At 64.0% G+C, this 25,020-nt stretch carries 24 protein-coding genes; 12 read left to right on the plus strand and 12 right to left on the minus strand.

What is annotated here, in order from left to right; all coding sequences use genetic code 11:
• Positions 1 to 35: 35 nt before the first annotated feature.
• Both VFW93_RS03980 and VFW93_RS03985 read right to left on the minus strand, forming a co-directional pair.
• Positions 36 to 920, minus strand: coding sequence for an HDOD domain-containing protein (locus tag VFW93_RS03980; protein ID WP_329692693.1), 885 nt, complete (start codon positions 918 to 920; stop codon positions 36 to 38).
• 62 nt (positions 921 to 982) lie between these two features.
• Positions 983 to 2,422 carry a cytochrome P450 gene (locus VFW93_RS03985; RefSeq protein WP_329692694.1) on the minus strand — a complete coding sequence of 480 codons (1,440 nt, stop codon included), beginning with the start codon at positions 2,420 to 2,422 and terminating at the stop codon, positions 983 to 985.
• A 108-nt stretch (positions 2,423 to 2,530) separates the two neighbouring features.
• On the opposite strand from VFW93_RS03985, the gene VFW93_RS03990 reads away from it, so the two are divergent.
• Positions 2,531 to 3,535 (plus strand): tRNA dihydrouridine synthase, encoded by a 1,005-nt coding sequence (locus VFW93_RS03990; RefSeq protein ID WP_329692695.1) that lies wholly within the window; start codon positions 2,531 to 2,533, stop codon positions 3,533 to 3,535.
• On the opposite strand, the gene VFW93_RS03995 is transcribed toward VFW93_RS03990, so the two are convergent.
• The gene (locus tag VFW93_RS03995) at positions 3,505 to 4,329 is read right to left on the minus strand and encodes a MipA/OmpV family protein (protein WP_329692696.1); all 825 of its coding nucleotides are present in this window, start codon (positions 4,327 to 4,329) and stop codon (positions 3,505 to 3,507) included. The genes VFW93_RS03990 and VFW93_RS03995 overlap by 31 nt on opposite strands.
• A 107-nt stretch (positions 4,330 to 4,436) precedes the next feature.
• Between VFW93_RS03995 and ylqF the strand changes: the two genes are divergently transcribed.
• From ylqF to VFW93_RS04010, 3 genes are read left to right on the plus strand one after another with little or no spacing between them, the layout of a single operon-like run.
• A complete protein-coding gene (ylqF, locus tag VFW93_RS04000; protein ID WP_329692697.1) occupies positions 4,437 to 5,399 on the plus strand; it encodes a ribosome biogenesis GTPase YlqF in 963 nt (320 codons plus the stop codon).
• Positions 5,400 to 5,412: 13 nt separating this feature from the next.
• Positions 5,413 to 6,054 carry a ribonuclease T2 gene (locus VFW93_RS04005; protein WP_329692698.1) on the plus strand — a complete coding sequence of 214 codons (642 nt, stop codon included), beginning with the start codon at positions 5,413 to 5,415 and terminating at the stop codon, positions 6,052 to 6,054.
• A gap of 18 nt (positions 6,055 to 6,072) precedes the next feature.
• Positions 6,073 to 8,031, plus strand: a complete 1,959-nt coding sequence (locus VFW93_RS04010; RefSeq protein WP_329692699.1) for an ATP-dependent helicase — start codon at positions 6,073 to 6,075, stop codon at positions 8,029 to 8,031.
• Positions 8,032 to 8,037: 6 nt separating this feature from the next.
• On the opposite strand, the gene VFW93_RS04015 is transcribed toward VFW93_RS04010, so the two are convergent.
• A complete protein-coding gene (locus tag VFW93_RS04015; RefSeq protein WP_329692700.1) occupies positions 8,038 to 8,727 on the minus strand; it encodes a TetR/AcrR family transcriptional regulator in 690 nt (229 codons plus the stop codon).
• Positions 8,728 to 8,791: 64 nt separating this feature from the next.
• On the opposite strand from VFW93_RS04015, the gene VFW93_RS04020 reads away from it, so the two are divergent.
• The 3 genes from VFW93_RS04020 to VFW93_RS04030 all read left to right on the plus strand — a co-directional run bounded on the left by VFW93_RS04020 (position 8,792) and on the right by VFW93_RS04030 (position 12,276).
• Positions 8,792 to 9,682 (plus strand): DUF1571 domain-containing protein, encoded by an 891-nt coding sequence (locus VFW93_RS04020; protein WP_329692701.1) that lies wholly within the window; start codon positions 8,792 to 8,794, stop codon positions 9,680 to 9,682.
• A gap of 68 nt (positions 9,683 to 9,750) precedes the next feature.
• Positions 9,751 to 11,121, plus strand: a complete 1,371-nt coding sequence (locus VFW93_RS04025; RefSeq protein WP_329692702.1) for an NYN domain-containing protein — start codon at positions 9,751 to 9,753, stop codon at positions 11,119 to 11,121.
• A 231-nt stretch (positions 11,122 to 11,352) separates the two neighbouring features.
• Positions 11,353 to 12,276 (plus strand): triacylglycerol lipase, encoded by a 924-nt coding sequence (locus VFW93_RS04030; protein ID WP_329692703.1) that lies wholly within the window; start codon positions 11,353 to 11,355, stop codon positions 12,274 to 12,276.
• A gap of 22 nt (positions 12,277 to 12,298) precedes the next feature.
• Here VFW93_RS04030 and VFW93_RS04035 read toward each other — a convergent pair whose 3' ends face one another.
• Entirely contained in the window at positions 12,299 to 13,168 is an 870-nt protein-coding gene (locus VFW93_RS04035; protein WP_414639579.1) for an AraC family transcriptional regulator, read from the minus strand.
• A 134-nt stretch (positions 13,169 to 13,302) separates the two neighbouring features.
• On the opposite strand from VFW93_RS04035, the gene VFW93_RS04040 reads away from it, so the two are divergent.
• Entirely contained in the window at positions 13,303 to 13,848 is a 546-nt protein-coding gene (locus VFW93_RS04040) for a peroxidase-related enzyme (RefSeq protein ID WP_329692704.1), read from the plus strand.
• A gap of 29 nt (positions 13,849 to 13,877) precedes the next feature.
• Here VFW93_RS04040 and VFW93_RS04045 read toward each other — a convergent pair whose 3' ends face one another.
• Both VFW93_RS04045 and VFW93_RS04050 read right to left on the minus strand, forming a co-directional pair.
• Complete coding sequence (locus tag VFW93_RS04045) at positions 13,878 to 14,252, minus strand: YbaN family protein (RefSeq protein WP_329692705.1); 375 nt, start codon at positions 14,250 to 14,252, stop codon at positions 13,878 to 13,880.
• A 30-nt stretch (positions 14,253 to 14,282) separates the two neighbouring features.
• On the minus strand, positions 14,283 to 16,094 hold the full coding sequence (locus tag VFW93_RS04050; RefSeq protein WP_329692706.1) for a glutamine--tRNA ligase/YqeY domain fusion protein: 1,812 nt from the start codon (positions 16,092 to 16,094) through the stop codon (positions 14,283 to 14,285).
• Positions 16,095 to 16,387: 293 nt separating this feature from the next.
• Between VFW93_RS04050 and VFW93_RS04055 the strand changes: the two genes are divergently transcribed.
• Entirely contained in the window at positions 16,388 to 17,152 is a 765-nt protein-coding gene (locus VFW93_RS04055; protein WP_329692707.1) for a hypothetical protein, read from the plus strand.
• Between the two features lie 34 nt (positions 17,153 to 17,186).
• On the opposite strand, the gene VFW93_RS04060 is transcribed toward VFW93_RS04055, so the two are convergent.
• From VFW93_RS04060 to VFW93_RS04075, 4 genes are all read right to left on the minus strand, one after another.
• A complete protein-coding gene (locus VFW93_RS04060) occupies positions 17,187 to 18,005 on the minus strand; it encodes a LytTR family DNA-binding domain-containing protein (RefSeq protein WP_329692708.1) in 819 nt (272 codons plus the stop codon).
• Positions 18,002 to 19,168, minus strand: a complete 1,167-nt coding sequence (locus tag VFW93_RS04065) for a sensor histidine kinase (protein ID WP_329692709.1) — start codon at positions 19,166 to 19,168, stop codon at positions 18,002 to 18,004. The genes VFW93_RS04060 and VFW93_RS04065 overlap by 4 nt, the downstream gene beginning before the upstream one ends.
• Before the next feature lie 68 nt (positions 19,169 to 19,236).
• The gene (locus VFW93_RS04070) at positions 19,237 to 19,722 is read right to left on the minus strand and encodes a DUF3717 domain-containing protein (RefSeq protein WP_329692710.1); all 486 of its coding nucleotides are present in this window, start codon (positions 19,720 to 19,722) and stop codon (positions 19,237 to 19,239) included.
• A gap of 13 nt (positions 19,723 to 19,735) precedes the next feature.
• Entirely contained in the window at positions 19,736 to 21,073 is a 1,338-nt protein-coding gene (locus VFW93_RS04075) for a tryptophan--tRNA ligase (RefSeq protein ID WP_329692711.1), read from the minus strand.
• 124 nt (positions 21,074 to 21,197) lie between these two features.
• Between VFW93_RS04075 and purN the strand changes: the two genes are divergently transcribed.
• The 3 genes from purN to VFW93_RS04090 are packed head-to-tail and all read left to right on the plus strand — an operon-like array spanning position 21,198 to position 23,584.
• Positions 21,198 to 21,830 carry a phosphoribosylglycinamide formyltransferase gene (purN, locus tag VFW93_RS04080; RefSeq protein ID WP_329692712.1) on the plus strand — a complete coding sequence of 211 codons (633 nt, stop codon included), beginning with the start codon at positions 21,198 to 21,200 and terminating at the stop codon, positions 21,828 to 21,830.
• 57 nt (positions 21,831 to 21,887) lie between these two features.
• Positions 21,888 to 22,838 (plus strand): DUF2167 domain-containing protein, encoded by a 951-nt coding sequence (locus VFW93_RS04085; RefSeq protein ID WP_329692713.1) that lies wholly within the window; start codon positions 21,888 to 21,890, stop codon positions 22,836 to 22,838.
• Positions 22,839 to 22,858: 20 nt separating this feature from the next.
• Entirely contained in the window at positions 22,859 to 23,584 is a 726-nt protein-coding gene (locus VFW93_RS04090; protein WP_329692714.1) for a site-2 protease family protein, read from the plus strand.
• A 6-nt stretch (positions 23,585 to 23,590) separates the two neighbouring features.
• Here the strand turns inward: VFW93_RS04090 and VFW93_RS04095 are convergent, their stop codons facing one another.
• Entirely contained in the window at positions 23,591 to 24,931 is a 1,341-nt protein-coding gene (locus tag VFW93_RS04095) for a sensor histidine kinase (protein WP_329692715.1), read from the minus strand.
• Between the last annotated feature and the right edge of the window lie 89 nt (positions 24,932 to 25,020).

A 25,020-nucleotide genomic window follows, 5' to 3' on the forward strand; every position in this document is an offset into this window, starting at 1 on the left:
ACGGCTGAGCGGCCGTCGGGAGGAATCAAGCCGGATCAGGCTGACTCGAAAATGTCGCGCAGTTCTTCTTCCCAGGCCATCTGCTCGTCCACGCTGACCTGCAGCCACTCCATGGCGCCGGCACCGTGCGACTTCCAGTCCACATCCTGCTCCAGGCCTTCGTGACGGCGCATGTAGTAATCCGCCAGCAGGCCCATGGACACCAGGGTGTTGACCTCCGACTTGGCACCCTTTTCCTTGAGGATTTCCAGATCGTGGTGCAGGCGAATGGCGGCGGTCACGGAGGGCGACAGGCGCCACACGCGGGCCACCAGGGCACCCACCACCGCATGATCGGTCTTGTGGTTGGCGTTTTCCGTCTCGATGAACGAGCGATCAATGCGCGCGTGGGCCTCGATCAGGGTACCGAGATAGCCGCGCACGCTTTGCGCCATCACGGCCATGCCCACGTGGCAGAACAAGCCATAGGTGTGCGCCAGATCGGTGGACACACCAGGCAGCTTGCCCGCCATGAAGGCCATGGCCAGGGCCCGCTTGGTGCAGCGCTCCCAGAAGCGCAAAAGGTGTTTGGAATTGACCTTGATGGCACGGCGCGCCAGAAAGCCGATCATCACCGCGGCCGTGTTTTCCAGGCCCAGTCGGTTCATGGCCTGACCGATGGTCTGCGCGGGCTGGCCACCTGCGGCGTACAAAGGGCTGTTGGCCGCACGAAGCAAGGCGGCCGACATGGCCACGTCACTGGTGGCGATGTGCGCCACCTCGTTGAGGTCGGGCTCATCTTTGGCCATGGCGTTCTGCAGGCGGGTCAGCAATGCAGGACATGGCGGGATCTGGATGTCATGCAGGGGGCCGTTTTTCCTGGCCTTGTCCAACTCCGTGAGGATGTCATCGATGCAGGTAGGCTCGGTGGCGGTGGTCATGGCGGCAGACGTGGGAACGATGGGTTTTTATCGGACAGCCCACCCCATTCTTGAGCCCTGTTTCAGGGTGAAATTGGCGACAATTTCAGGGTCAGACCCACGGGTGTCATCGTGAAGGACATCACTTCTGCGGCCTCGCTCCCGTCGGGCGTATCCACGGCGTCAATGCGAAACTGACTGAGCAAGGTGGCGAGCGCCAGTTTCATTTCGACCAGGGCCAGGTAGCGGCCCGGGCAAACACGCGGGCCGGCGCCGAATGGCGTGGACACCCGCTTGGCGCTGCTCGCCTGCGCCGCATCGGCATCCAGCCAGCGCTCAGGGACAAATCTTTCGGGATCCGGGAAGTAGGTGGCGTCCATCGCGTCATGGCGTGACACGCACCAGATCATGGTGTCCTTGGGTACCGCCACATCGGCCACCACGGTGTCGCGCAAGGCTTGCACCACGCGAAACGGCGCCACCGGCTTGAGGCGCATGGTTTCGTGGCACACGGCTTCCAGATAGGGCAGTTGCGCCATGTGGTCCATGGTGAGCATCGAGAGATCCACGCCGACCACATCCCTGGCTTCTTGCTGTGCTTTTTGAAAGACCTCCGGATTGCGGTGCAGCAGGTAGATCGCCCAGGCCAGGGTATTGGCGGTTGTGTCTTCGCCGGCCAGCAACATGGTCATGACATTGCCCGCCACATCGTCATCGGTCACGCCGCTGTCGGGCTGGTCTGCGGCCGCGATCATGGCCTCCAGGAGGTTGGTCGGCTGGGCCACGCGAGCCGGGTCGTCACGCATGCGCTGGCGCGCCTGGGCGATGAAATCCGCGATGGCCTTGCTGACGATGGTCAGGCTGTGCGCCAGTTCGCGGTCCTTGGCGCGCTTGAACCAGCGCCAGTACGGCACCAGCGCATTGACCCGGCTGAACAGCGCCGGGAAGATCTTGTCCAGATGGTGCTGGATGATGTCCTCGTCGGACTCCAGCGTGTTGGTCTCCGCGCCGAAGGCCAGGCCCGCGATGGCGTCCACCGTGAAGCGCATCAGGTCGGCTTGCAGATCGATGGGCTGTTGCGCCGTGGCTGCCTTGATCCAGCGAGCCTGCAAGCGCCTCGACACGCTCAGCAGCAAGGGGAAATAGGCCCGCACGTGGCTGGGCGAAAACGCCGACATCACCATGCGGCGCTGGGCGTACCAGACGGCCCCTTCTGCATTGAACACACCGGGGTGCAGACCCATCTCCCGCACGAGCTGGTCGAGCTTGGCAGGCCGCCTGAAGCCCTCGGGGCGATCACGCATCACCGTGTTGATGAGGTCGTGATCGCGCAGCACCAGCACCTTGGCCGGGCCCAATCTGGCCTTGAAGATCGGGCCATAGGCCTTGGCCCAGTCCTCCAGATCGATGTGGATCTGGTTGAGCTGGATCTGCAAGGCATTGCCCACGATGGGCCAGGCCTTGGGGCCAGGCAGATCGGCCCATTGGCGCAACGGCGCGGCATGGCTGCTGGTGATGCTCATTGACGCCTCTCTTGAACCGTGGATGGGGCAGGAAGGCGCACATTGTGTACCTGAGATGCGGCCGAATACGTACACTGGCGCCCCGGTTGTTCCCTAGGTTTTTCTCTCATGGCCATCCTGCTGGCGCCCATGGAGGGTTTGCTGGACTTCGCCTTGCGCGATGTCCTGACCCGCGTGGGCGGCATAGACCGTTGCGTCTCCGAATTCATACGCGTGACCGACACGCTGCTGCCGGCCCGCGCCTTCCTGCGCGTGGTGCCCGAGCTTCGCGATGGCAGCCGCACGCCGGCGGGTGTGCCCGTACGCGCCCAACTGCTGGGCTCGGATCCCGTTTGCCTGGCTGACAACGCTGCACGGCTGGCCGAACTGGGCTCTGCCGGCATCGATCTGAACTTCGGCTGCCCGGCCAAGGTGGTCAATCGCCACGGCGGTGGCGCGGCCTTGCTCCAGGAGCCTGAACTGCTGCACCGCATCCTGACGGCGGTGCGGCAAGCGGTGCACGACGACGTGCCGGTGTCGGCCAAGATGCGCCTGGGCTTTCACGATGACGATCTGGCCGAAGACTGCGCCCGCGCCATCGAGGCGGGTGGCGCCGACGAGTTGGTGGTGCACGCCCGCACCAAGGCGCATGGCTACCGCCCCCCGGCCTATTGGGACCGCATCGCCGACATCCGGACCAGCGTGCGCATCCCCGTGGTGGCCAATGGCGAGATCTGGACCGTGGATGACGCACGCCGCTGCCTGGAGGTATCAGGCTGCACCGACATCATGCTGGGGCGAGGCATCGTGGTGGACCCAGGCCTGGCACTGGCCATCCTGATCGATCAGGGCTTGCCCATCGCAGGCCAGGCCCAACCTGACTGGCCCAGCCTGCAGCCTCTGCTGGGCTACTTCTGGGAGCTGATCCTTGCTCACGTCGAGCCGCGTGCCCGCACGGGCCGCATGAAGCAGTGGCTCAACTACATGCGCAAGCGCCACCCTGAGGCGCAAGAGGCCTATATGCAGATCCGCACATTGACCGACTCACGCCTGGTGGACCCGATCGTGCGGGCCTGGGTGGGTGACGCCGCCCTGCCTGCGACTCAGTCCGCCTGGACCATTTCGGAAGACTGACCCAGCACCCAGGCCACGGCCACCCCGCCCGCCAGGTAGCTGCGCGTTTTGACCAGGGGGCTGTCGCGGAAGACGGCGCCATTGAGGTTGTCATAGCGCATGAAGGCGCCCACCCAGGTCTTGTCGAAACGCTTGCTCAGGCCGGCCACGAACTGCGCGCCGGAATAGCCCGCCGTGGCTTTGTAGGCCGGCCGCTCGGCCGTGGCGTACCGGGGTGCCACGTCGTAGAAGTAGGCATGGCGCCGCGTGGTGGCATAGATGGGCCCCGTCAGCATGGTGAGGTTCCAGCCTGACAAGCCCGCCACGTTGCGGATATCGAGATTGAGGTTCGGGCTGGCCTGCCAGCCGTCGCTGCCCACCTCATTGCCCAAGGTGATGCCGTAAGTCACCGGCACACGCATCTTCAAACGCACGCGGTCGCCCTCGGACTTGTAGAAATGCACCTCCAGCGCCGGCCCGATCTCGATCGCGCCTGCCAGGCTGGGCATGCCGCGACGCGCCTGATTCTTCACGCTGGAGACGGGGATGCTGCCATTGAGCCCCAGATCCACGTGCGCCGAAGGCCCGAGGTCGATCAGTTCAGCACGCGCCCCCTGCCTGTCTGCCTTGATCCAGTCGCCCCGGTAAACCAGGTAAGGAATCGGGAAAGCATAGGCGCGAGACTCGTCCGATCCCCGGTAATCGGGAAAACTCATGGCGGCAGCGCCGACGCCCAACTCCCACTTGGGCTTTTCTTCAGCCTGCGCTGACACAACCAGGCCGCACAAGAGCAGCGTCCACACACGTTTGAACATCCCGGGCACTCCATTTGAATGATGGCGTGCATTCTGACATTCAGAAGCAAGCACAATTGCTGGTTTGCACATCTGCGCGGCCCCAGCCCAGGAAAGAGAACACACCGATGGCCATCAACTGGTTCCCCGGTCACATGAACGTGACCAAGAAAGCCATCATCGAACGCATGAAGGAAATCGACGTCGTCATCGAGATGCTCGATGCACGGCTGCCGGGCTCCAGCGCCAACCCCATGCTGGCGGAGCTGACCGGCACGCGCCACAAGCTCAAGATTCTCAACAAGCAGGATGTCGCCGACCCCGAGCGCACGGCCGCGTGGCTGGCCTGGTACAACGCCCAGGAAGGCACGCAGGCCATCGCGCTGGATGCCAGCGACACCGCCCCGGCCCAACGCCTGATCAAGGCCTGCCGGGAACTGGCCCCCAATCGCGGCGGCATGGCCAAGCCCTTGCGCGTGCTGATCTGCGGCATCCCCAACGTGGGCAAATCCACCCTGATGAACACCCTGGTGGGCAAGAAAGCGGCCAAGACGGGCGACGAAGCCGGCATCACCAAGATCGAACAGCGCATCAACCTGGCCAGCGATTTCTACCTGTTTGACACGCCGGGCATGCTGTGGCCCAAGATCACCATCGAGCAAGGTGGCTACAACCTGGCGGCCAGCGGCGCCGTGGGTCGCAACGCCTACGACGAGGAAGAAGTGGCCCTGGAACTGCTGGCCAGACTGAAAGGGCCTTACGCCGCTTTGCTGGCCGCGCGCTACAAGCTCGAGGATGTGGCCGGCATCCCTGCCCTGCATGACGATGTGCTGCTGACCGAGATCGGCCGCAAGCGCGGCGCCGTGATGACGGGTGGCCGCGTCAACCTGCAAAAGGCGGCTGAGATCGTGCTCAACGACTTCCGCAGCGCCATCCTGGGACGCATCACGCTGGAAACGCCGGCGGAATTCGCGCAGTGGGCCGCCGTAGCAGAGGAGGCCGAAGCAGAACGCCAGCGCAAGAAGGCCGCCCGACTGAACAAGAAGGGCAGCGGCCGACGCCAGGATGACGAAGACGATCAAGAAGACTGACACAGGAGCCCCCATGCACACGCCCATCCTTTCCGTGATCCGCATGCTGAGCATGGCCATCGCGCTGACCTTTGCTGGCACCGCACAAGCGGCAGGCAGCAAGCCCTTCGACTACTACGTGCTGAGCCTGTCGTGGTCACCCACCTACTGCCTGATGCACAGCCAGGACAAGAACCAGTGTGGCAAAGGCTATGGCTTTGTCCTGCACGGACTGTGGCCGCAGTACAAGGCTGGTGGCTACCCTCAGTTCTGCCAGACGACCGAAACCTTGAGCCGCGACGCCATCATCTACGGCGTCAGCCTGTTTCCCAGCCCATCGCTGATCCGGCACGAGTGGGACAAGCACGGCACCTGCAGCGGCCTGAGTGCACTGGCCTACTTCAAGACGGCGGACCAGGCCCTGGCCAGCATCCACGTGCCCTCATCCATGCAAGCCCCGGTCAAGCCCCTGTTCATGCCGGCCAAGGCCATTGCCTCGGCCATCCAGCAAGCCAACCCCACGCTGCCCGCCAACAGTGTGGCCGTGAGTTGCAGCGGGCCGGAGTTGTCTGAAGTGCGCGTGTGCATGAGCAAGGACCTGAAGGCCATGGCCTGCGGCAAGGGCGTGAGCACGTCTTGTCGCAGTGGCAACATACGCATCCCATCGGTGCGTTGAGCCAGTTGAATGGCGTCCATGGCTGACACCTGCTATCAACCCAAGGGCATCGTGCCCACAGCCGAACAACTGGCCATCCAGTTGGGTCGGCACAAACGCGTGATCGTGGAGGCCAATGCGGGCGCGGCCAAGACCACCACGCTGGCCTTGCGCCTGGCCCAGGCGCTCGAGCGCGGCGCGGAACCGGAGCGCATCCTCGCCCTCACCTACACGGATGCCGCCGTACAGGCCATGAAACAGGCGCTGGAGCGCATCGGCCTGCCGGCCGCCATGCGCAACCGCATCAAGATCCGCACCTTCGATGACTTCTGTCGCGCCCGCCTGCAGCATGTCGAAGGCGGCAACGTGCATCACTACGACACACCCGAACAGCTCAAGCCCTACGTGCTGCAAGCCATCGAGCGCGTGATGTCCAACCCGGACGAACGGCATGCGGACGAGTTCGCCGTCGATGGCAGCGGCGAGGCCATGGTCGAGGGCTTGCTGCAGGCTTTTGCACGGCTCAAAGGCACCTTGCAGTGGTTCCTGGAAGCCGGTGAGCAGGTGCTCACGCCTGATCTGGCCAACGAACTGGGCTTCGATTACCTGACGTTGCGGGCCTTCTGGGCCTACGAGATCCTGCGACGTGGCGGCCACCCGGATCACCCGGCGTTTCGCGCCCTGCATGACGCCACCTACGACCTGGCCTGCCTGCTGCTGGATGACGAAGCCTTCGTGGACCTGCCGCAACCTCTGGCCATGGGCCTGCATCTGATCCTGGTCGATGAGATGCATGACACCAACCGGGCCATGTTCACGGTGTTGCGCCATCTGTTGCTTCAGAACCCGCAAACGGCTTTTGTGGGGGTAGGCGACCGGGATCAGGTCATCCACGCAGTCGCGGGGGCCGATGCCGGCTTCATGGGCGACACCTTCGATCGCGAGATCGGCCAGGCCGAGAGACTGCCGCTGACGGCCTCGTACCGATTCGGCGCCAGGCTGGCGGCATCGGTCAGCAGGCTGTCGAACAAGCGCTATGACTCGCTGAGCAGCATGGCCACCGACATCCAGGTGGTCGGCTATGACGACATCCGGGATGCGCACCGGCACATCATCGAGCTGATCCAGCAAGGCGTTGGCTTGGGCCCCAAGGCCACGCGAAGCGACCTGGCCATCCTCCTGCGCCAGCCGCATCAATCCGTGGCGCTGGAGAACCACCTGCTCGACAAGGGTGTGGACTACCGCACCAGCGGCTTCGACACCTACCTGATGCGCCCCGAAGTGCTGTTCGTGCGTGGCCTCATCGCCTGCGCGCGCAACAGCTTTGCCGGCATCGAGCGCATCGAGACGCGCATGCGGGTGCTGCAGGCCATGCTGACCTTTGCGGGCTCCCATGTCGAGAGCGCACAGGACACGGCAGAAGAACGCGCCAAGGACCAGCACGAGGCCATCAAGAGCGTGGCGCACACGCCCGAACTGGTGGAGGTGTTCCTGGAGAACCAGATCCTGCGCAATGCAGGCAAGGCCGCGCGTCATCAACTGGAAGCGGCCATCGACATCGCCAGCACCAATGCCACGGATGTGCTGCTGGAGCGCTTTGTGGCGGCCCTGTCGCCGCAGACACTGGCCGCACGCGTGATGGTGCAACGCAGCGACATCGCGCAGGTCAGTGCCAACATCCAGGGCCTGATTGCATCAGCGGCCACGTATGACCATGTCGAATCCTTCTTTCGCGCCATGAACGAGCGCGAGATCAGGCAACAGGGCATGCGCGGCAAGGACTGCATCGTGCTGTCCAGCATCGAAGCGGCCAAGGGTCTGGAGTTCGATCACGTCATCCTGCCGGGGCTCAACAAGGGCGAATTCGCCATCGGCGGCAACACCACCGACAACCGCAACCTGCTGTATGTGGGCATGACGCGCGCCCGCCAGCGTCTCACCATCCTGTGCGACCGCCAGCGCCCCAGCCAATACCTGGTGGATGCCGGGCTGATCTGAGGCCGTTCAGGCTTCTGGCAGCAAGGCTCGCGCCCCCAGGATCAGGGCCGCAAACATCGACAGCAGCTCGTCAGTCAAGGCGGCCACGGAAGGCGGCGTGTCACCCATGAGCCACTCGCACATCAGCTCGTTGACCGCGCCCACCATGGCCAGGCAGGACAGGCTGTAATCCCGTTTCGGCAGCAAGCCGCTCTGGGCCATGGCATGGGCATAAGCCTCGATCAGGCCCGCGAATTCGTGGATGACCTCGCGGCGACGGCGGGCCATGTCGGCACTCACCCCCACCACTTCGACACAGGCCAGCCGCGCGTGGCGCGCGTCGTCCGTGTAGGCGCGCACAAAGGCGCGAATGGCTTCGTTGATCAGCTCGGACGGCGTCAAGCCAGGGGTCTGTAGCGCGGCTTGGACCTGGCTGCGGGCATGCGCCACCACCTGCTCGTAGATCGCCAGCAAGAGCGCCTCGCGGGTGTCGAACTGTTCGTAGAAGTGCCGCGGCGTGACCCTGGCCTCCGCGCAAATGGCATCAATGCGGGTGTGCTGGAAGCCCTGCGTGCAAAACAGTGTCAGGCCGGCTTCCATCAGACGCTGGCGTCGCTCCAACAACAGTTCGTGCGCACTGCGCCCCCCGTAACCACGCCGCGCCACCCGAGGTTCAGCCTCAGGCTCGACCATTGGTTTGCGGGATGAGCGGCGCATGCTTGCAATCAGGAAATTTTTCTTTCCTTATACTAACACCATCGACATGCTCGCAGGAGTCGCCATGAAGCCAAGCCGTGTTCCATCTCGCGCCCTGTGCAGCCTGGCTGTGGCGTGCAGCGCGCTCGCGACGGCGCCCTTGAGCGCATGGGCAGCCACCACGTCGGCAACGACCACTGCGTCCGCGCATGGCGCCGAGGCCAGCATGGAGGAGTCCGAAGCATTTGTCCAGAAGTTCAAGGCCGGCACCCTGCAGGCCATGAGCGACGAGCAACTGATCAAGACCTTCACCCAGCTCGCCCCGCAGACCTACTCCGGCTATCTGGATGTGGGTCTCAAGCCACTCAACGAGTACGAGTTGTGGATGAAGCGCGAAGAGCGTCTGGGTGGCACATGGACCAGCCAGCCCTTCGTCAACTACATCAAATACCGCCACAAGCCCCGTCAGGTCTACATGAAGTGGCTCAAGGACAGCCCGAAGTCCGGCCAGGAAATCATCTACGACGAGACCAGGCGCAAGGACGCCAGCTATGGGCACCTGGGTGGGCTGTTCAATGTCACCTCGATGTGGACGGCCATTGACGGCGCCATGGCCAAGGGCAACTCCAATCACACCGTGCGTGATCTGGGCATGCAGTCCGTGGTGGCCATCCTCGTTGACAGCTACAAGATGCGCCTCAAGGAAGGCCTGCCCACGGCCCCCAATCAGATCGAGGTGGCCCGGATCAACGGTGAGCGCACCGTTGCCCTGACCTGGGTGACACCCGCCGGTATGACGGGTGCCTATGCAGCCAAGTCCAAGGTCTATGTGAACCTCCAGCAACCCTGGGTGCGCATGATCGAATCGTGGAACGAACGCGGCGAGATGATCGAACGCATCAGCTTTGACAAGGTCGTGCCCGCCACCTTCACCGACGCCGATTTCGACCCGAAGAACAGCAACTATGCGTTTTGATCGCTGAAGGCGCCAACTTGGGCTCCGGGCATGTGATGATTCGCCCCACAAAGACCAAAGAGAACAACATGGCCCTCCCCCAAGACAACATCAGCATGGCGCTGTTTTGCGACTTCGAAAACGTCGCCCTCGGCGTGCGCGACGCCAACTACGAGAAGTTCGACATCAAGCGCGTGCTGGAGCGCCTGCTGCTCAAAGGCAGCATCGTGGTCAAGAAGGCCTATTGCGACTGGGAGCGCTACAAAGGCTTCAAGGCCGCCATGCACGAGGCCAACTTCGAGCTGATCGAGATCCCGCATGTGCGGCAGTCCGGCAAGAACTCGGCCGACATCCGCCTGGTGGTGGACGCACTGGACCTCTGCTACACCAAGTCCCACGTCAACACCTTCGTGATCATCTCGGGTGACTCCGATTTTTCGCCGCTGGTATCCAAGCTGCGCGAAAACGCCAAGTACGTGATCGGCGTGGGCGTGAAGAACTCCACCTCCGACCTGCTGATCGCCAACTGCGACGAATTCATCTTCTATGACGACCTGGTGCGCGAAAGCCAGCGCCAGGCCGCACGCCAGGGCAACCGCGACCAGCCCCAGCAGCGCCGTACGCCTGAGGAAGACCGCCGTCGCCGCGAAGAGATGGACCTGCGCCGCACCAAGGCCGTCGAGATGGCCGCAGAGACCTACGAAGCGCTCGTCACCGACCGCGACGAAGGTGGCCGCGTCTGGGCCTCGGTGCTCAAGGAAGCCATCAAGCGCCGCAACCCCGGCTTCAACGAGAACTACTACGGCTTCCGCACCTTCGGCAATCTGCTGGAAGATGCCCAGCAGCGTGGTTTGCTGGAGTTCGGTCGCGATGAAAAATCCGGTGCCTATGTGTCGCGAGGCACAGGCAATGCGGCACCTCGCCTTGAACCATCCACGGTGAATGCGGCCGTGCCTGCCGACGTGCTGGACGCACCCAAGCCAGCAGCGCACCACCATGCACAGGATGCGGATGCCGCGCCCGCATCTCAGGCCGATGCAGAGGGCCAGGCGCCAGCCGCGGAAGACGAAGGCCAGCCCACACGTCAGCGTGGTCGCCAACGCAGCGGTGGCCGCCAGCCAGCGGCCAAGAATGCAGCGCGCAAGACGAGCCGCCGCAAGGAGGCCGCATCAACGTCTGCGGACCAGCAGCAAGAAGTGCAAGCCACGCCGGCACCGGCACCTGTCGCCTCGCCCGCAGAGCCCGCTCCCGCGCCGGCACCCGCTCGTGGCAGGAACTCCGAGCGCAAGGGCACACCAGCGAAGACGCAGAACAGCGAGCAACAAAGCGCTCCGGCAACTGCTCAAGCCCCCGCTTCAGCGCAAACCGAGGCCTCGTCCGACGAAGCCCCAGCCGCGCGCAAAAGCTCGTCCCGCTCGCGCCGCCCCCGCAAGCCCGCCGCCAAGAAAGCTGCGGCATGATCCCGACGGTGGCAGCATGATGTGTGAGCGATAGACGAGCCGACAAGGCCGCGTCACCGGACGCGGCTGCGGCTGAGGCTGGGACTGACTCGCGCGGCACTGAATCGGCGCCAGCGTGTGCGCCACCTCATCCCCCTTGATTGAACGCGCCTCGGTACAAGTCCCGATGCCGTCCGGATTTCACTGACTCATTATTGTTATATCGCATAACAATTTACCTGGAGTCAGATCATGTCCATCTCATCGCTTTCTCGCTGGGCCTCCGTGGCCGCCACCTTGTTGGCTGCCCTGAGCACCTCGGCCTGCTACGCCGCCACCTCCACCACCGCGAAGACGAAATACCCCATCGTGCTGGTGCATGGCATGGCGGGCTTCGACTCGATCATGGGGATCGACTACTTCTATCAAGTGCCTGATGAACTGCGCAAGAACGGCGCCACGGTGTTCGTGGCGTCCGTGTCATCGTTCAATGACAACGACGTGCGTGGCGAACAATTGCTCAAGCAGATGAAAGACTGGGCTGCGGCGAAGGGCTACACGAAGTTCAACCTGATTGCGCACAGCCAGGGTGGCCCCACCGCGCGCTATGTGCACGGCGTGGCCCCGGGCATGGTGGCCAGCATCACCTCGATTGGCTCTCCGCACGACCTCACCGCCATGCAGGCCGACAACACCCTGGGCGATCTGCTCACCAACTACAGCAAGGTGGTGGCGGCCATGGGCAGCGTGATCGGCTGGGCCTCGGGCAACAGCAAGCTGCCGCAGGACCCGGTCGCCTTGCAAGCATGGGCCGCCAACACCGCCGCCTTCAATGCGCGCTTTCCGGCGGGCAAACCCACCAGCTATTGCGGCGAAGGCGCCGAGAAGGTGGGCAACACCCTGTTCTACTCGGTCACTGGCAATCAGGCCGCCACCAACAGCTGGGACATCTCCGACGCCATCCTCAAGCAAGCGGGTGGCAGCACCCCGGGCGTGGCCACTGACGGCCTGGTGCCGGTCTGCGCCGCGCACTGGGGCAAGGTCCTGCGTGACGACTACCCCTGGAACCACCTCGATGAGATCAACCATGTGCTGGGCCTGATCGGCAAGGGCGCGCCTGATCCGGTGGCCTTCTATGTGCAGCAGGCAGCGCGGCTCAAGGCCAAGGGGCTGTAAGCCAGTTGCATGCAGCGACCAGTCAGCTGGTTTGCTTGAGCCAGTCGCGCGGTGACATGCCCACGCGCTGGCTGAACACACGTGACAGCGCCGATGGATTGGCATAGCCCAGTTCATCGGCAATCTGCTTGATGGACCGCCCGGCACGCAGCTGCGATTGGGCCAGGCTCAGGCGCCACTGCGTGAGGTAGTCAGCCGGGGTGTCACCCACCTCCTGCTTGAACAAGGCCGCGAAGGCGCTACGCGACATGCCGGCACACGCGGCCATGCTGGCCAGCGACCAGTTCTGTCCAGGCTGTTCCTGCATGGCCACCAGCGCCTTGGCCAGGCGGGGCTCCGACAGGCCATTGAGCAAGCCCGCACTGACGCCGCCCTCCTGCGGGTGATCCAGCAACCAGCGCAACAGTTGCAGCAGCAGGACCTCGAACAGGCGGTCTGCCAGCAATCGTTGCCCGCAGCGCACGCGCTCGGACTCGCCGAACAGCAAGGCCAGCGTGTGGCTCATCTCGCCCATCTGCGACAAGGGCAGGATCAGCAAGGGCGGCAAGGAGCGGGCCAGGGGATGCATGGCCCCGCCGTCAAAAGCCAGGGTCGCGCAGGTGAAGTCACTGCCTTCTTCGGGTGCGTTGTGAAAGTCATGCGCCAGCGGCCTCGGATAGAAGATCAAGGCGGGCTCGTTCACCTGCACCTTGCGTGGCGCCCCGCTGCGAGCCTTGTGCGTCACGGTCATGGTGCCACGGCGCATCACGTGCAGAAAGCCCAGGCCGGGCTCTGCCGCAAAGTGCGTGACGCCACACAAGGGCCCGTTGTGAAACAGATGTGCCCGCACGCTGAATCGCTCCAGCAGCGAAGACAGGCGATCCAGCGCAGGCGTTGCAGCAGGCTCCATCATGGACGATATGGTTTGTTTTGTGGACGAAATGAACCCCATGATACAAGCAAGGACGCGACACTTTCCTTCAGCACACCGATGTGCTCACGCCCACCAGGGCATCAACAGGCATTCAGCCAAGGAAAGGAAACACCATGTCTCGACTCCCACTGCACCACACCGCCCAAGCCCCTGCCCAGAGCCAGGCCCTGCTCCAGCAGATCCAGCAAGCCTTTGGCACCGTGCCCAATATGTTCAAGGCCGTGTCGAACTCGCCCGCCGCACTGCAAAGCATGTGGGGCTCGTTTGGCGCCCTGGGTGGCGGCAGCATTGATGCACAACTGGGCGAGCAGATTGCGGTGGCCGTCGCGGACCGCAATGCCTGCGAATACTGTCTGGCTGCGCACACGGCCCTGGGCCGCAAGGCCGGCGTGTCATCGCAGGACATGCAGGCCGCGCAACAGGGCGAATCGGCCAACCCGCGCACCGCAGCGGCCTTGCGCTTTGCCCTCAAGCTGGTCAACGACCGTGGCCAGGTGGCCGATCATGACGTGCAGGCACTGCGCGAGGTGGGCTTCAGCGATGGGCAGATCGTCGAGATCCTGGCGCATGTGGCGCTGAACCTGTTCACCAACTACGTGAACGTGGCCTTCGCCGTGCCGGTGGACTTTCCCGCCGTCCCGCTGAGTCGCCAGGCTTGAGCGCGTTGAAGCGCTGATTGGACTGACGGTCAGCGCCTCGTCGGAATGCGCCAGACGACGACCAGCCCGATGAGGGCCAGGCTCAGGATCAGCACCTGCAAGCCTGGCCTGCCTGCCAGGCGCCAGGCCGACAGACCGACCATGAGGGTCATCATCCCGCTGGCCAGCCACTTCACTTTCAGGGGCAGCGCATGGTGCGCTTCCCAGTCCCTCACCATCGGCCCCAGCCAGCGGTTGGACAACAACCAGGCGTGCCAGCGGGGCGAGCCCTTGGCAAAGCAGGCTGCCGCCAGCAACACGAACGGCGTGGTGGGCAAGCCCGGCAGGATGGCGCCCAGCACGGCCAGCCCCAGCGACACCCACCCCGCCAGAATCAGCGCGTAGCGGATGAAGTGGCGATGCATGCGCGTGGCCAGCCAGGCTTCAGCGGGTACTTACTTCGCCCAGTTGCCGTCCTTCATGCCCGTGATCTTGTTGAACACGGGCTTGCCTGCTGCATGGTCCTTGCGGTCGGCCACAAAATAACCAAAGCGCTCGAACTGGAACTTCTGGTCAGGCTGAGCCTGCGCCAGCGAAGGCTCAACGTAAGCCGTCACCACCTTCTTGCTGTCGGGGTTCAAGCTGGCCTTGAAGTCCTTGCCGCCGGCATCGGGATGCGCATCCGTGAACAGGCGGTCGTACAGACGCACTTCAGCGGCCACACCGTCTGCCACGCCCACCCAGGTGATCGCCGCCTTGACCTTGACGCTGTCCGCGCCAGGCGTGCCGCTCTTGGTGTCGGGCACCACGGTGGCCAGCACTTCGGTGACCTGACCATTGGCATCCTTCACGCAACCGGTGCACTCGATGACATAGCCGCCCTTGAGGCGCACCTTGTTGCCAGGGAACAGGCGCTTGTAGCCCTTGGGTGGCACTTCTTCAAAGTCCTCGCGCTCGATCCACACTTCACGGCCCAGTTTGAACTGGCGTGGTGCAGGCTCGGGCGTGCCTTCCGGTGGATGAGGCAGTGCGGGCAGCGAGCAGGGCTCCAGGTGGCCGGCCCCCATCACCTCGTCCCAGTTGGTGAGCACGAGCTTGACCGGGTCCAGCACGGCCATGCCGCGGTGGGCCTTGTGCTCCAGGTCATCGCGCAGGGCGATGTCCAGGGTGCTGTAGTCGATCCAGCTGTCGGCCTTGCTGACGCCGATGCGCTCGCAGAACAGCTGGATGGCTTCGGGCGTGTAGCCACGGCGGCGCAGGCCCACGATGGTCGGCATGCGGGGATCGTCCCACCCTTCCACCACGTTCTCGTCCACCAGTTGCTTGAGCTTGCGCTTGGAGGTGATCACATAGGTCAGGTTCAGGCGCGCGAATTCGTACTGACGTGGCGTGGGCTGCTTGAGCAGGCCGCCTTCGGCCAGACGGTCCACCAGCCAGTCGTAGAAGGGGCGTTGGTCTTCGAACTCGAGCGTGCAGATCGAGTGGGTGATCTGCTCCAGCGCGTCTTCGATGGGGTGCGCGAAGGTGTACATCGGGTAGATGCACCACTTGTCGCCCGTGTTGTGGTGGGTGGCACGGCGGATGCGGTAGATGGCCGGGTCGCGCATGTTGATGTTGGGCGCGGCCATGTCGATCTTGGCGCGCAGCACCATGCTGCCGTCCGGGTGCTGGCCGTCGCGCATTTCGCGGAAACGAGTCAGGTTCTCCTGCGGGGTGCGTGTGCGGAAGGGGCTGTCCTTGCCGGGGGTGGAGAAGTCGCCGCGGTTGGCGCGCATCTCTTCAGGCGTCTGCTCGTCCACATAGGCCAGGCCGGCTTCGATCAGGTACTCGGCGGCGCGGTACATGTGGTCGAAGTAGTTGCTGGCGTAGTACAGGTGGCTTTCTGCCTTGCCGTTGAAGTTCGAGTCCCATCCAAAGCCCAGCCACTTGACGGCGTCCAGGATGGAGTCGACGTATTCCTGCTCTTCCTTCTCAGGATTGGTGTCGTCAAAGCGCATGTGGCACACGCCACCGTAGTCGCGCGCCAGGCCGAAGTTCAGGCAGATGCTCTTGGCATGGCCCACGTGCAGGTAGCCGTTGGGCTCCGGCGGGAAGCGGGTGCGGATTTTGGCGGGGTCTGGCTGGCCCTGTTCGTGGTGAGCGGCATCACCGGGCGAGCCGGCCCAACGGCGGCTGGCATAGGTGCCCTGCTCCAGATCGCGGTCAATGATGCCGCGAAGGAAATTGCTGGGTTTCGAGGGGGTGTTGTCGTCAATAGGCGCGTTCATGCCTCGATTCTATCGACCCCCTTGCCTGAGTGACCGACGGAGGACATCAATCCGTGTCGGCAGAGCCATTTACGGGCATGGCGCCCAAACTCGTCAACAAGACCAGCCGGCGCCAAACCCCCACTTCAAACAAACGTTCGACGTTGTACATAGGAGAAATATCACCGTTTCAAACACCCCCCATTTGAATGGTTGGGGCCAAACGCAAGGGTTGCCCCTCTCGGGTGGGGTGATGGGCAAACGAAAGAATCGAGCCCATAGACAACGTCAAACGCCACCCGAAAGTCGTCACCATGCTCACCACCCGCTACCAGAAGGTCAACACCCTGAGTGTCGTGGACATCGCCCGCATGCACGAGCTGTTCGAGGCGAACTACGCCTACAGCCCGCTGTCGACCTTCATCAGCGATCTGGAGAAGAAGGACGGCGCCTTCATCGTGCGCCACAAAGCCACGCAGGAAATCGTGGGCTTCTCGACGCTGGGCATCTACACCTTCAAGCTGGGTGGCAAGAAAGCCAAAGGCCTGTTCAGCGGCGACACCATCATCGACCGCAACTACTGGGGCTCGCGTTCTTTGCAAAAGGCGTTTGCGTTCAAGCTGTTCTGGGAGGCCATCAAGTCACCTCTGACGCCGCAGTACTGGACGCTGATCTCCAAAGGCTACAAGACCTATCTGCTGCTGGCGCGCAACTTCCCGGATTTCTACCCCAAGCGCGGCGGCACGGCGTCAACGGATCTGCAGGAACTGGTGATCGAATACTGCGAAGCCATGTTCCCCGGCAAGCTGGATCACGACAAGATGCTGCTGGACTTTGGCGAAGGCGCCAATTGCCTGAAGGACCATGTGGCGGCCATCACCGACGACATGCGTGCCGACCCGGACATCGCCTTCTTTGAACAACGCAACCCGACCTGGCAGCGCGGCACCGAACTGCCCTGCATCGCGCGCGCCGACCTCAAGACCTTCCTGACCTATATCTGGCCTTTCATTGCCAAAGCACTGAAGGGCAAGCCATCGGGCACCACACAGGGCGAGCGTCAGACCCGCACGATTTGATCTACGGCCAGCGGCGCGCCAAAGCGCCTGGGCCTCACATGGCCTTGAACAGATGCGCGTACAGGCGGCTGACGGTCAGCTTGTCCGCGAGATCCTTGAGCGTCAAGGTATAGCGGCCCGTTTCCTCCCGGCGCGCGGTCGCAATGGCATCAGCCCTCACCAGGGTGCTGCGGTGGATCTGCCAGAACTGGTCTGCGGGCAAGCGCGGCGCCAGCTCCTTGAGCGACATGCGCAGCAGGTGCTCTGACTGCGCCGTGACCACGCGCACGTACTTGTCTGCCGCCTCGAAGTAGATCACCTCGTCAACCGGAATCATGTGCAGGGTCTGGCCCTGGCTGGCTTGCAGCACGCGCAATGGTGGCCGCATGCTGCCCTCGTCGGCGCGGGGCCGCTCGGCCTGAATCAAGGCGCGCAACTGGGAGATGATCGGGGCCATCATGGGCTCAGCTGCATCGCCCTCTTCCTGGCGTTTCAAGGCGAGTTGCAGGCGCTGACAGGTGCGCGCCAGGCGTGATGTCTGCACCGGCTTGAGCACATAGTCCACGGCGGCGAGCTCGAAGGCATCCAGCGCGTGCTGATCGTAGGCCGTCACGAACACGATCAGCGGCAGCGAGGCCTCGTGGCCAGGCCAGTCTTCCGCGATGGCCTGGGCCGCCTCCAGCCCGCTCATGCCCGGCATGCGGATGTCCAGAAACACGATCTGCGGCCGCTTCTGCAGGGTCTCCTGCACGGCGGATTGACCATCCGGCACCTCTGCCAGCACCTGCAGATCAGGCCAGAGTTGCTGGAGCTCCTGGCGCAGCGAGGCGGCCAGCAAGGGTTCGTCTTCGGCAATCAGGGCGGTGGCTTTCATGCCGGTGTGTGCTCCAAGGGTAATGAACAGGGGCAGCTCAAGGTCACGACCGTGCCGCCTTCAGGGCGGTCTGCGAGTTGCAGCGAGGCGGCATCGCCCCAGGTCACCGCCAGCCGCTCCCTGACTTGCTGCAGGCCGAAGCCCGTGCCAGGGCGGGCTGATGCAGATTCGCCGGCAGCCCGGCCCAGCCCTGTGTCCAGCACGGTCACCTGCAACTGGCTGCCATGGCGGCTGGCTTCCACCCGCAACTCGCCGCCGTCCAGCTTGGGCTCCAGGCCATGCTGAATGGCGTTTTCAACCAGGGGTTGCAAGAGCAGTGGCGGCACCATGCAGCCGCGCAAGCCGTCAGGCAGCGTCAATTGAACGCGCAACCGGGCGCCCATGCGGACCTGCATCAAGGCGAGGTAGTCCGACACGCGATCGAACTCGTCGGACAAAGGGTGAGCGGCCTGCCTGCTGGCGCTCAAGGTGGCACGCAGGAAGCTGATCAGGCTGTCGAGCATGGCCTGGGCTCTGGCCGCGTCCATCTGGATCAACACGCGCAGATTGGCCAGGGTGTTGAACAGCATGTGCGGCTCCAGTTGGGCCTGCAGCAAACGCAACTGGCTTTCTGCCGCCAGGCGGCGTGCGGCTTCAGCCTCTTTCAGGCTCAGGGCCACCCGCTCGCGGGCATAGAAGACATAGCTGACCGCCAGGGTCACGCCCAAGGTCACCATGGCAGCCACAGGCCAGGCCGCCTGGCTTTGGGTCATGGCACTGCGGTAGCCTGGCAACCAGCCCATGCCGAGCGCCAGCCATTGCGCCAGCCAGGCACCCGTCCACATGCCCGCCAAGGTGCCCAGCACCACGCACGGCCCCATCCAGCGCCAGCCCGGCCAGTGGGGCATGGTGCCGTCTGGTGCGGGCTCGGCCTGCCGGGCATCGAGGCCCATGCGACGCCAGCGCCAGCCCGACACGATGGCCCGGCTCACGTCCACATGGAACCAGCAGGCCACGCCCACACAGAGCGAATCCAGGAAACCGATCCACATCTGCCCGCGAACCATCCCCATCAACACGCCCACGGCCGCGCTGGCCAGCAGGGCCATCACGCCACGCTGCCCGAACGCCCGAAACGAATTGAAGGATGAAGGAGATGCCAAAGCACGTTCAGACGATGCCATGGGCTGTGATTGTGACCGAGGCCTGCCTGCGGGCAAGCCCGTTGCGACGACCTGCGGGTTGACTGTCCTCAGCGGGCTTGCTCTGGGGATGAAGCGTCGCCCGGGGCTGCAGTTGCGGATGCGGATGCGGCCTGGGTGGCAGCATCAGCGCCCTCACGGGCACGCTCGGCATAACGGTTGAAGCGCCAGGACGTGGCTTCCAGCGTGATGCGGCGCCAGGTGGCCCGCTTTTCGAACGGCGTCATCTCGGGCCACAGTTGCACCTCGTCAAAAGTGCGGCCGCAGCCCTTGCAGATGTCATCACCCTGGCTGGTCGAGCAAATCGCGATGCACGGGGTGTCGGGGGTGGTGTCGTACCAGGCGAGCCAGGCCTGACGGGCGGCCTTGGGCATGGTGACGTCATCGCACACCGTCTCGCGGTAATAGACCATGAGCGCATACACCTCGGCCAGCGACTTGACTTCCTCGCACAGGCTGATGCCATCAGGCGAAGGGCGCTGATCGCGCCACCAGTTGATGGCCGATTCGATGTCGGTGATGTGGATGCCTGCCATGCGGTGAATCGACTCAGCCCTTGGCGGCCTTGGTGGCTTCCTGCTCGGCCTCGTGCGCCTGCAGGGCCGACAAGGCGGCCTCCACGGTTTCGCGCGCCACGCCGTCTGACAGGCTCGCTGGCGCTTCGCCCAGCACAGCCGCACCTTGGGTCTTGAAGCGCTTGACCCAGCCCCCCGCTTCACGGCCGTCGGCAAAAGCCTGGCTTTGCAGCAGCAGCTTGCCATCGGCTGCCGTCAGCTTGAAATAGAACTGGCCGTCCGCCTCGCGGTATTGCTTGAACACCGGCACGTCGACCTTCGCCGCCTGCACCTTGGTGGCCTTGGCCTGGGGCACCGCCACCATGGCGCGCAGGCCCACGGCCTGACGCAACTCGGCCAGGAAGGGCGTGGCCACGGCACGTGCCTTGGCGGCCCCGGCCTGCAACACGGCCTCGATCTGCTCGGGATGCGCCACCAGTTGCGCATAACGTTCGCGCATCGAGCCCACGTGGTCTTCGATCAGCTTGACCACACGTTGCTTGGCCTCGCCCCAGCCCAGGCCGGCACGCAAATCGGCATGGAAGGCCGCACGCGTGGCGGCATCGGCAAAGGCATCGTGGATGGTGACGAGGTGCGCGCTCTCGGGATCCTTGGGCTCGCCGGGCAAGCGCGAATCGGTCACGATGCGGGCAATCGCATCCTTCAGGGCTTTGGGGCCGCCATCGAACAGGGGCACGGTGTTGTCATAGCTCTTGGACATCTTGCGGCCGTCCAGGCCCGGCAAGGTGGCCACACTTTCCTCGATTTCGGCCTGCGGCAGCACGAACAGCTCGCGCCCCTTGCCGAAGGTGTGGTTGAAGCGTTGCGCCACGTCCCGCGCCATCTCGATGTGCTGAACCTGATCGCGGCCCACGGGCACACGGTGCGCGTTGAACAGGAGGATGTCGGCGGCCATCAGGATGGGATAGCAGTACAGGCCCATGGTGATGCCGGCATCCGGATCCTCGGCGTTGACGCCGTTGGCATCCACGGCCGCCTTGTAGGCATGCGCCCGGTTCATCTGACCCTTGGCCGTCACACAGGTCAGCAGCCAGTTCAGCTCGGTGATCTCGGGCACGTCGCTCTGGCGGTAGAAGGTCACGCGCTCGGTATCCAGGCCGGCGGCCAGCCAGGTCGCGGCGATTTCCAGGCGCGAACGCTCGATGCGGTCCGGATCGTCACACTTGATCAGCGCGTGGTAATCGGCCAGGAAAAAATAGCTCTCGACCCCGGCCTCACGGCTGGCGGCAATGGCCGGACGGATGGCGCCCACGTAATTGCCCAGGTGGGGGGTGCCGGTGGTCGTGATACCGGTGAGAACGCGTACGGTCATGGCTGGCTGGTCGACTGGTTGACGGCTTGTGGAAAGCGGCGATTTCGAATGGAGAAACGAAAACGGGAAAGTGCCGAATTGTAGGTGCCCGGCCGCCTGCGAGGCACATTACACTGTCGCCCGCATGAAGAACATCGTCATCCTGATCTCCGGCCGAGGCTCCAATATGGAAGCCATTGTGGACACCTGTGCCAGCGAGCAATGGCCCGCCCGCATCGCGGCCGTGGTCAGCAACAAGGCCAGCGCAGGCGGCCTGCAGTTTGCAGCTTCACGCGGCATTGCCACAGCCGTGCTGGATCACAAGGCATTCGAGACACGCGAGGCGTTCGACGCCGAACTGGCTCGCGTGATCGACGGCTACGCGCCCGATCTGGTGGTGCTGGCTGGCTTCATGCGCATCCTGACCGAGGGCTTCGTGCGTCACTACGAAGGCCGTCTGCTGAACATCCACCCGTCCCTGCTGCCGGCCTTTCCAGGCCTGCACACCCACCAGCGCGCCATTGACGCGGGCTGCAAGCTGGCAGGCGCCACCGTGCACTTCGTGACGCCCGAGCTCGATCACGGCCCCATCGTCGCCCAGGCAGCCGTCCCCGTCCTGAACGACGACACGGAAGACAGCCTGTCTGCCCGAGTGCTCAAGCAGGAGCACGTGATCTACCCGCGTGCCGTGAAATGGTTCGTGGAAGACGCCCTCGATCTGCAGGACGGCCTGGTCCGACACAAGGCTGGTGCCGCCCAGCTGTTGGTGGGCGACTGAGGCCTTCGGCGGTCGGTCTGCTAACCTTTGCGGTCTGACGCAAAGGGAGCAGACAACATGCACAACAACTGGATTCAAGCACCGCGCCGCAGGCTGGCCGCCTGGGCATTGGCGGCCATGGCAGCCATGGCCACATGTGGCGCCACCACCGCCTTCGCGGAAGACGCCCCTGCGGTGTCCACGCATGAGCAGGCCCACCAGGCGGCTATTGAACAGGCCTCCAAGGCCATGCAGGCCGCCCAGATCAGGGGACCGGCCGAGATCAAGCTGCGCGATCAGGCCACCCTCAAGCTGCCTGCCGGCTACATCTGGGTGCCGGAGCCTGCAGCCAGTCAGTTCATGAAAGCCGTGGGCAACCACCCCGACGAGCGCGAGCTGGGCCTGGTCTTCCCGGAATCGGATGCACAAGGCTGGATGGTGGTGGCCCGCTATGAAGACGCCGGCTACATCAAGGATGATGACGCCAGGAACTGGGACGTGGACGAGCTGTTCAAGAGCCTGAAGGATGGTACCGAGGCCTCCAACGAAGAGCGCCGCAAAAACGGCTACCCCGAACTCGACATCCTCGGCTGGGTGGAAAAGCCCAACTACGTGGCGGACACGCACCGCCTCGTGTGGTCCATGTCGGCGCGACTCAAGGGGGCCCCGGCCGATGAGCCCACCAGCATCAACTACAACACCTACGCGCTGGGCCGCGAAGGCTACATCACGCTCAACCTGATCACCGGCTCGCAGGCCATCGGCCAGGACAAGGCGCATGCGCAAACCTTGCTGGCTGCCCTGAACTTCAATGAAGGCAAGCGCTACGCAGACTTCAACCAGTCCACCGACAAGGTGGCCGAGTACGGTCTGGCTGCCCTGGTGGGTGGCCTGGCCGCCAAGAAGCTGGGCATGTTTGCCCTGGCTGCAGGTTTCCTGGCAAAGTTTGCCAAGGTGATCGTGTTGGGCGGCGCAGGCGTGTTGGCTGTGTTCACCAAGCTCTTCAAGCGTGACAAAAACCAAGGCTGAGCCACGTCGGCGCCCACACCATGTTGAAGATCCTCTTTCTGCTGTTCAGTGGCCTGAAGTTCGGCAAGCTGCTGACCACGGGCGGCACCATGCTGATCTCGCTGGTGGTGTACGGCTTCATCTACGGATGGAAATACGCGGCCGGCTTCATCGCCCTGCTGTTCGTGCACGAGATGGGGCACTTCATCGCGGCCCGGCAACGTGGCTTGAACGTGGGGGCCCCAACATTCATCCCCTTCATGGGCGCCTGGATCGAGATGAAGGACCTGCCCCATGACGCGGAGACCGAGGCCTACGTGGGCCTGGGCGGGCCGCTGGTGGGCACGCTGGGCGCGCTGGCCTGCTACTTTCTGGCCAGGGACATGGACCACAGCGGCAAGTGGCTGCTGGCGGTGGCCTACGCGGGCTTCTTCCTGAACCTGTTCAACCTGATCCCCCTGTCGCCGCTGGACGGCGGGCGCATCACGGCCGTGCTGTCGCCGCGCCTGTGGCTGCTGGGTGTGCCGGTGATGGGCTTCCTGCTGTGGCAGAACCCGCTCAATCCGGTGCTGATCCTGATCGCCATCATGGCCATTCCGCAGCTGATCAAGGCCTGGAAGTTCCGCGCTGACGACCCGGCACATGCTGGCTATTACGTGGCCTCCGCCGAAACACGGCTGACCTACGCCACCGCCTACATCGGCCTGCTGGCCTTTCTGGCCGTGATGACGCATGACGTGCACGAGATGCTGGCCGTCATCCGATAGCGTTCATCACGCGCTGATGGGCACCTCGAACCAGAACAGGCTGCCGCTGCCGGGTTGGCTGTCCACGCCAATGCGCCCGTTCATCATGTCCACCAGGCGCTTGCAGATGGCCAGCCCCAGGCCCGATCCACCGTATTGACGGATGGTGCTGTCGCTGGCCTTGTTGAAAGGCTGGAACAGGTGGCACAAGGCTTCATGCGGAATACCGATGCCCGAATCCTGAACCTCCACATGCAAGGCGTGCTGGCCATCGTCAGCACGCGTGGTGCGACAGCGCACGGAGACCTCGCCCTGCGGCGTGAACTTCACGGCATTGGCCAGCAAGTTGAGCAGCACCTGCTTGACCCGCAGAGGATCTCCCATGGCGTCAATCTCGCCATCGGGGAACTCTCGTATCAGTGACACGCCCTTCTGCTCGGCGATGGACGAGACCATGTCCACGGCCTCATGGGCCAGTTGCACGGCATCAAACCGCTGCGAGGTCAGTTGTGTGGGATGAGCCTCCAGGCGGGAGAAATCCAGCACGTCGTTGACGATCTGCATCAAGGTGGCGCCGCAACGGTCGATCTGCTCAACGTACACCGCCTGCTGGTTGGTCAGCTCTCCACGCTTGAGCAACTGCGTGAAGCCCAGCATGCCGTTGAGCGGTGTGCGCACTTCATGGCTGATCTGCGCGAACATGCGCGTGCGATCCAGGCTGGACTGTTGAACGGCCTGCAGCATGGTCTCCAGCTTGACGGCGCGGCGCTCCAGCGACAGGTTCTGTCTGTCGATCATGCGCTGGTTGGCGTCGATCTCTTCTCCAAACCGGTCGTAAGCTCGCCGCACCACGATGCCAAAGCCCGCGCCAATGATCAGGAAGCTGATCTGCATGAGGAACAAAGGGTTGTCTTCATGGCGCATCAAGGGCTGTACCCAGCCATGCTGCTGGTTCTGCCACATCAGCACGGCCGACAACAAGGCGATGGCCACCCAGATCAGGCCGTCCACCACGCCCATCAGGTGGGCCACGAACATGGGCCACCACACCAGCCACCACACGGCGGTACTCGGTGTCAGGCCCATCCACATCAAGGCCAGCACCAGCCCCGATAGATTGCCCAGCAACATCACATAGCTGCAGGCACGGATGCTGGCAGGGCTCAGCCTGGACTTGAACAGCGGGAACAAGGCCAGCACCAACATGGCGGGCAAGCCCAGCACGGCCGCAATGGCCCACTGGCCCAGATACAGGCCGTAAGCGAGCGCAAACGCGAAATGCCCAACGACCGATACATAGATCAGTTCGCTGAAGCGCTTGTATTTGACCCAGCCAGCGGCCCAATGCGCTGGAGGTGGTGATGCCATGTACTGCTCCTGTGGCCTCAACTGTTGGCGCGCCAAGACGCCGCCCGCAAGACTAACGCATGCTGACGTGAATGCCCCCCATTACCACA

Source organism: Aquabacterium sp. (assembly GCF_036279675.1).
Lineage (GTDB): Bacteria > Pseudomonadota > Gammaproteobacteria > Burkholderiales > Burkholderiaceae_C > Aquabacterium.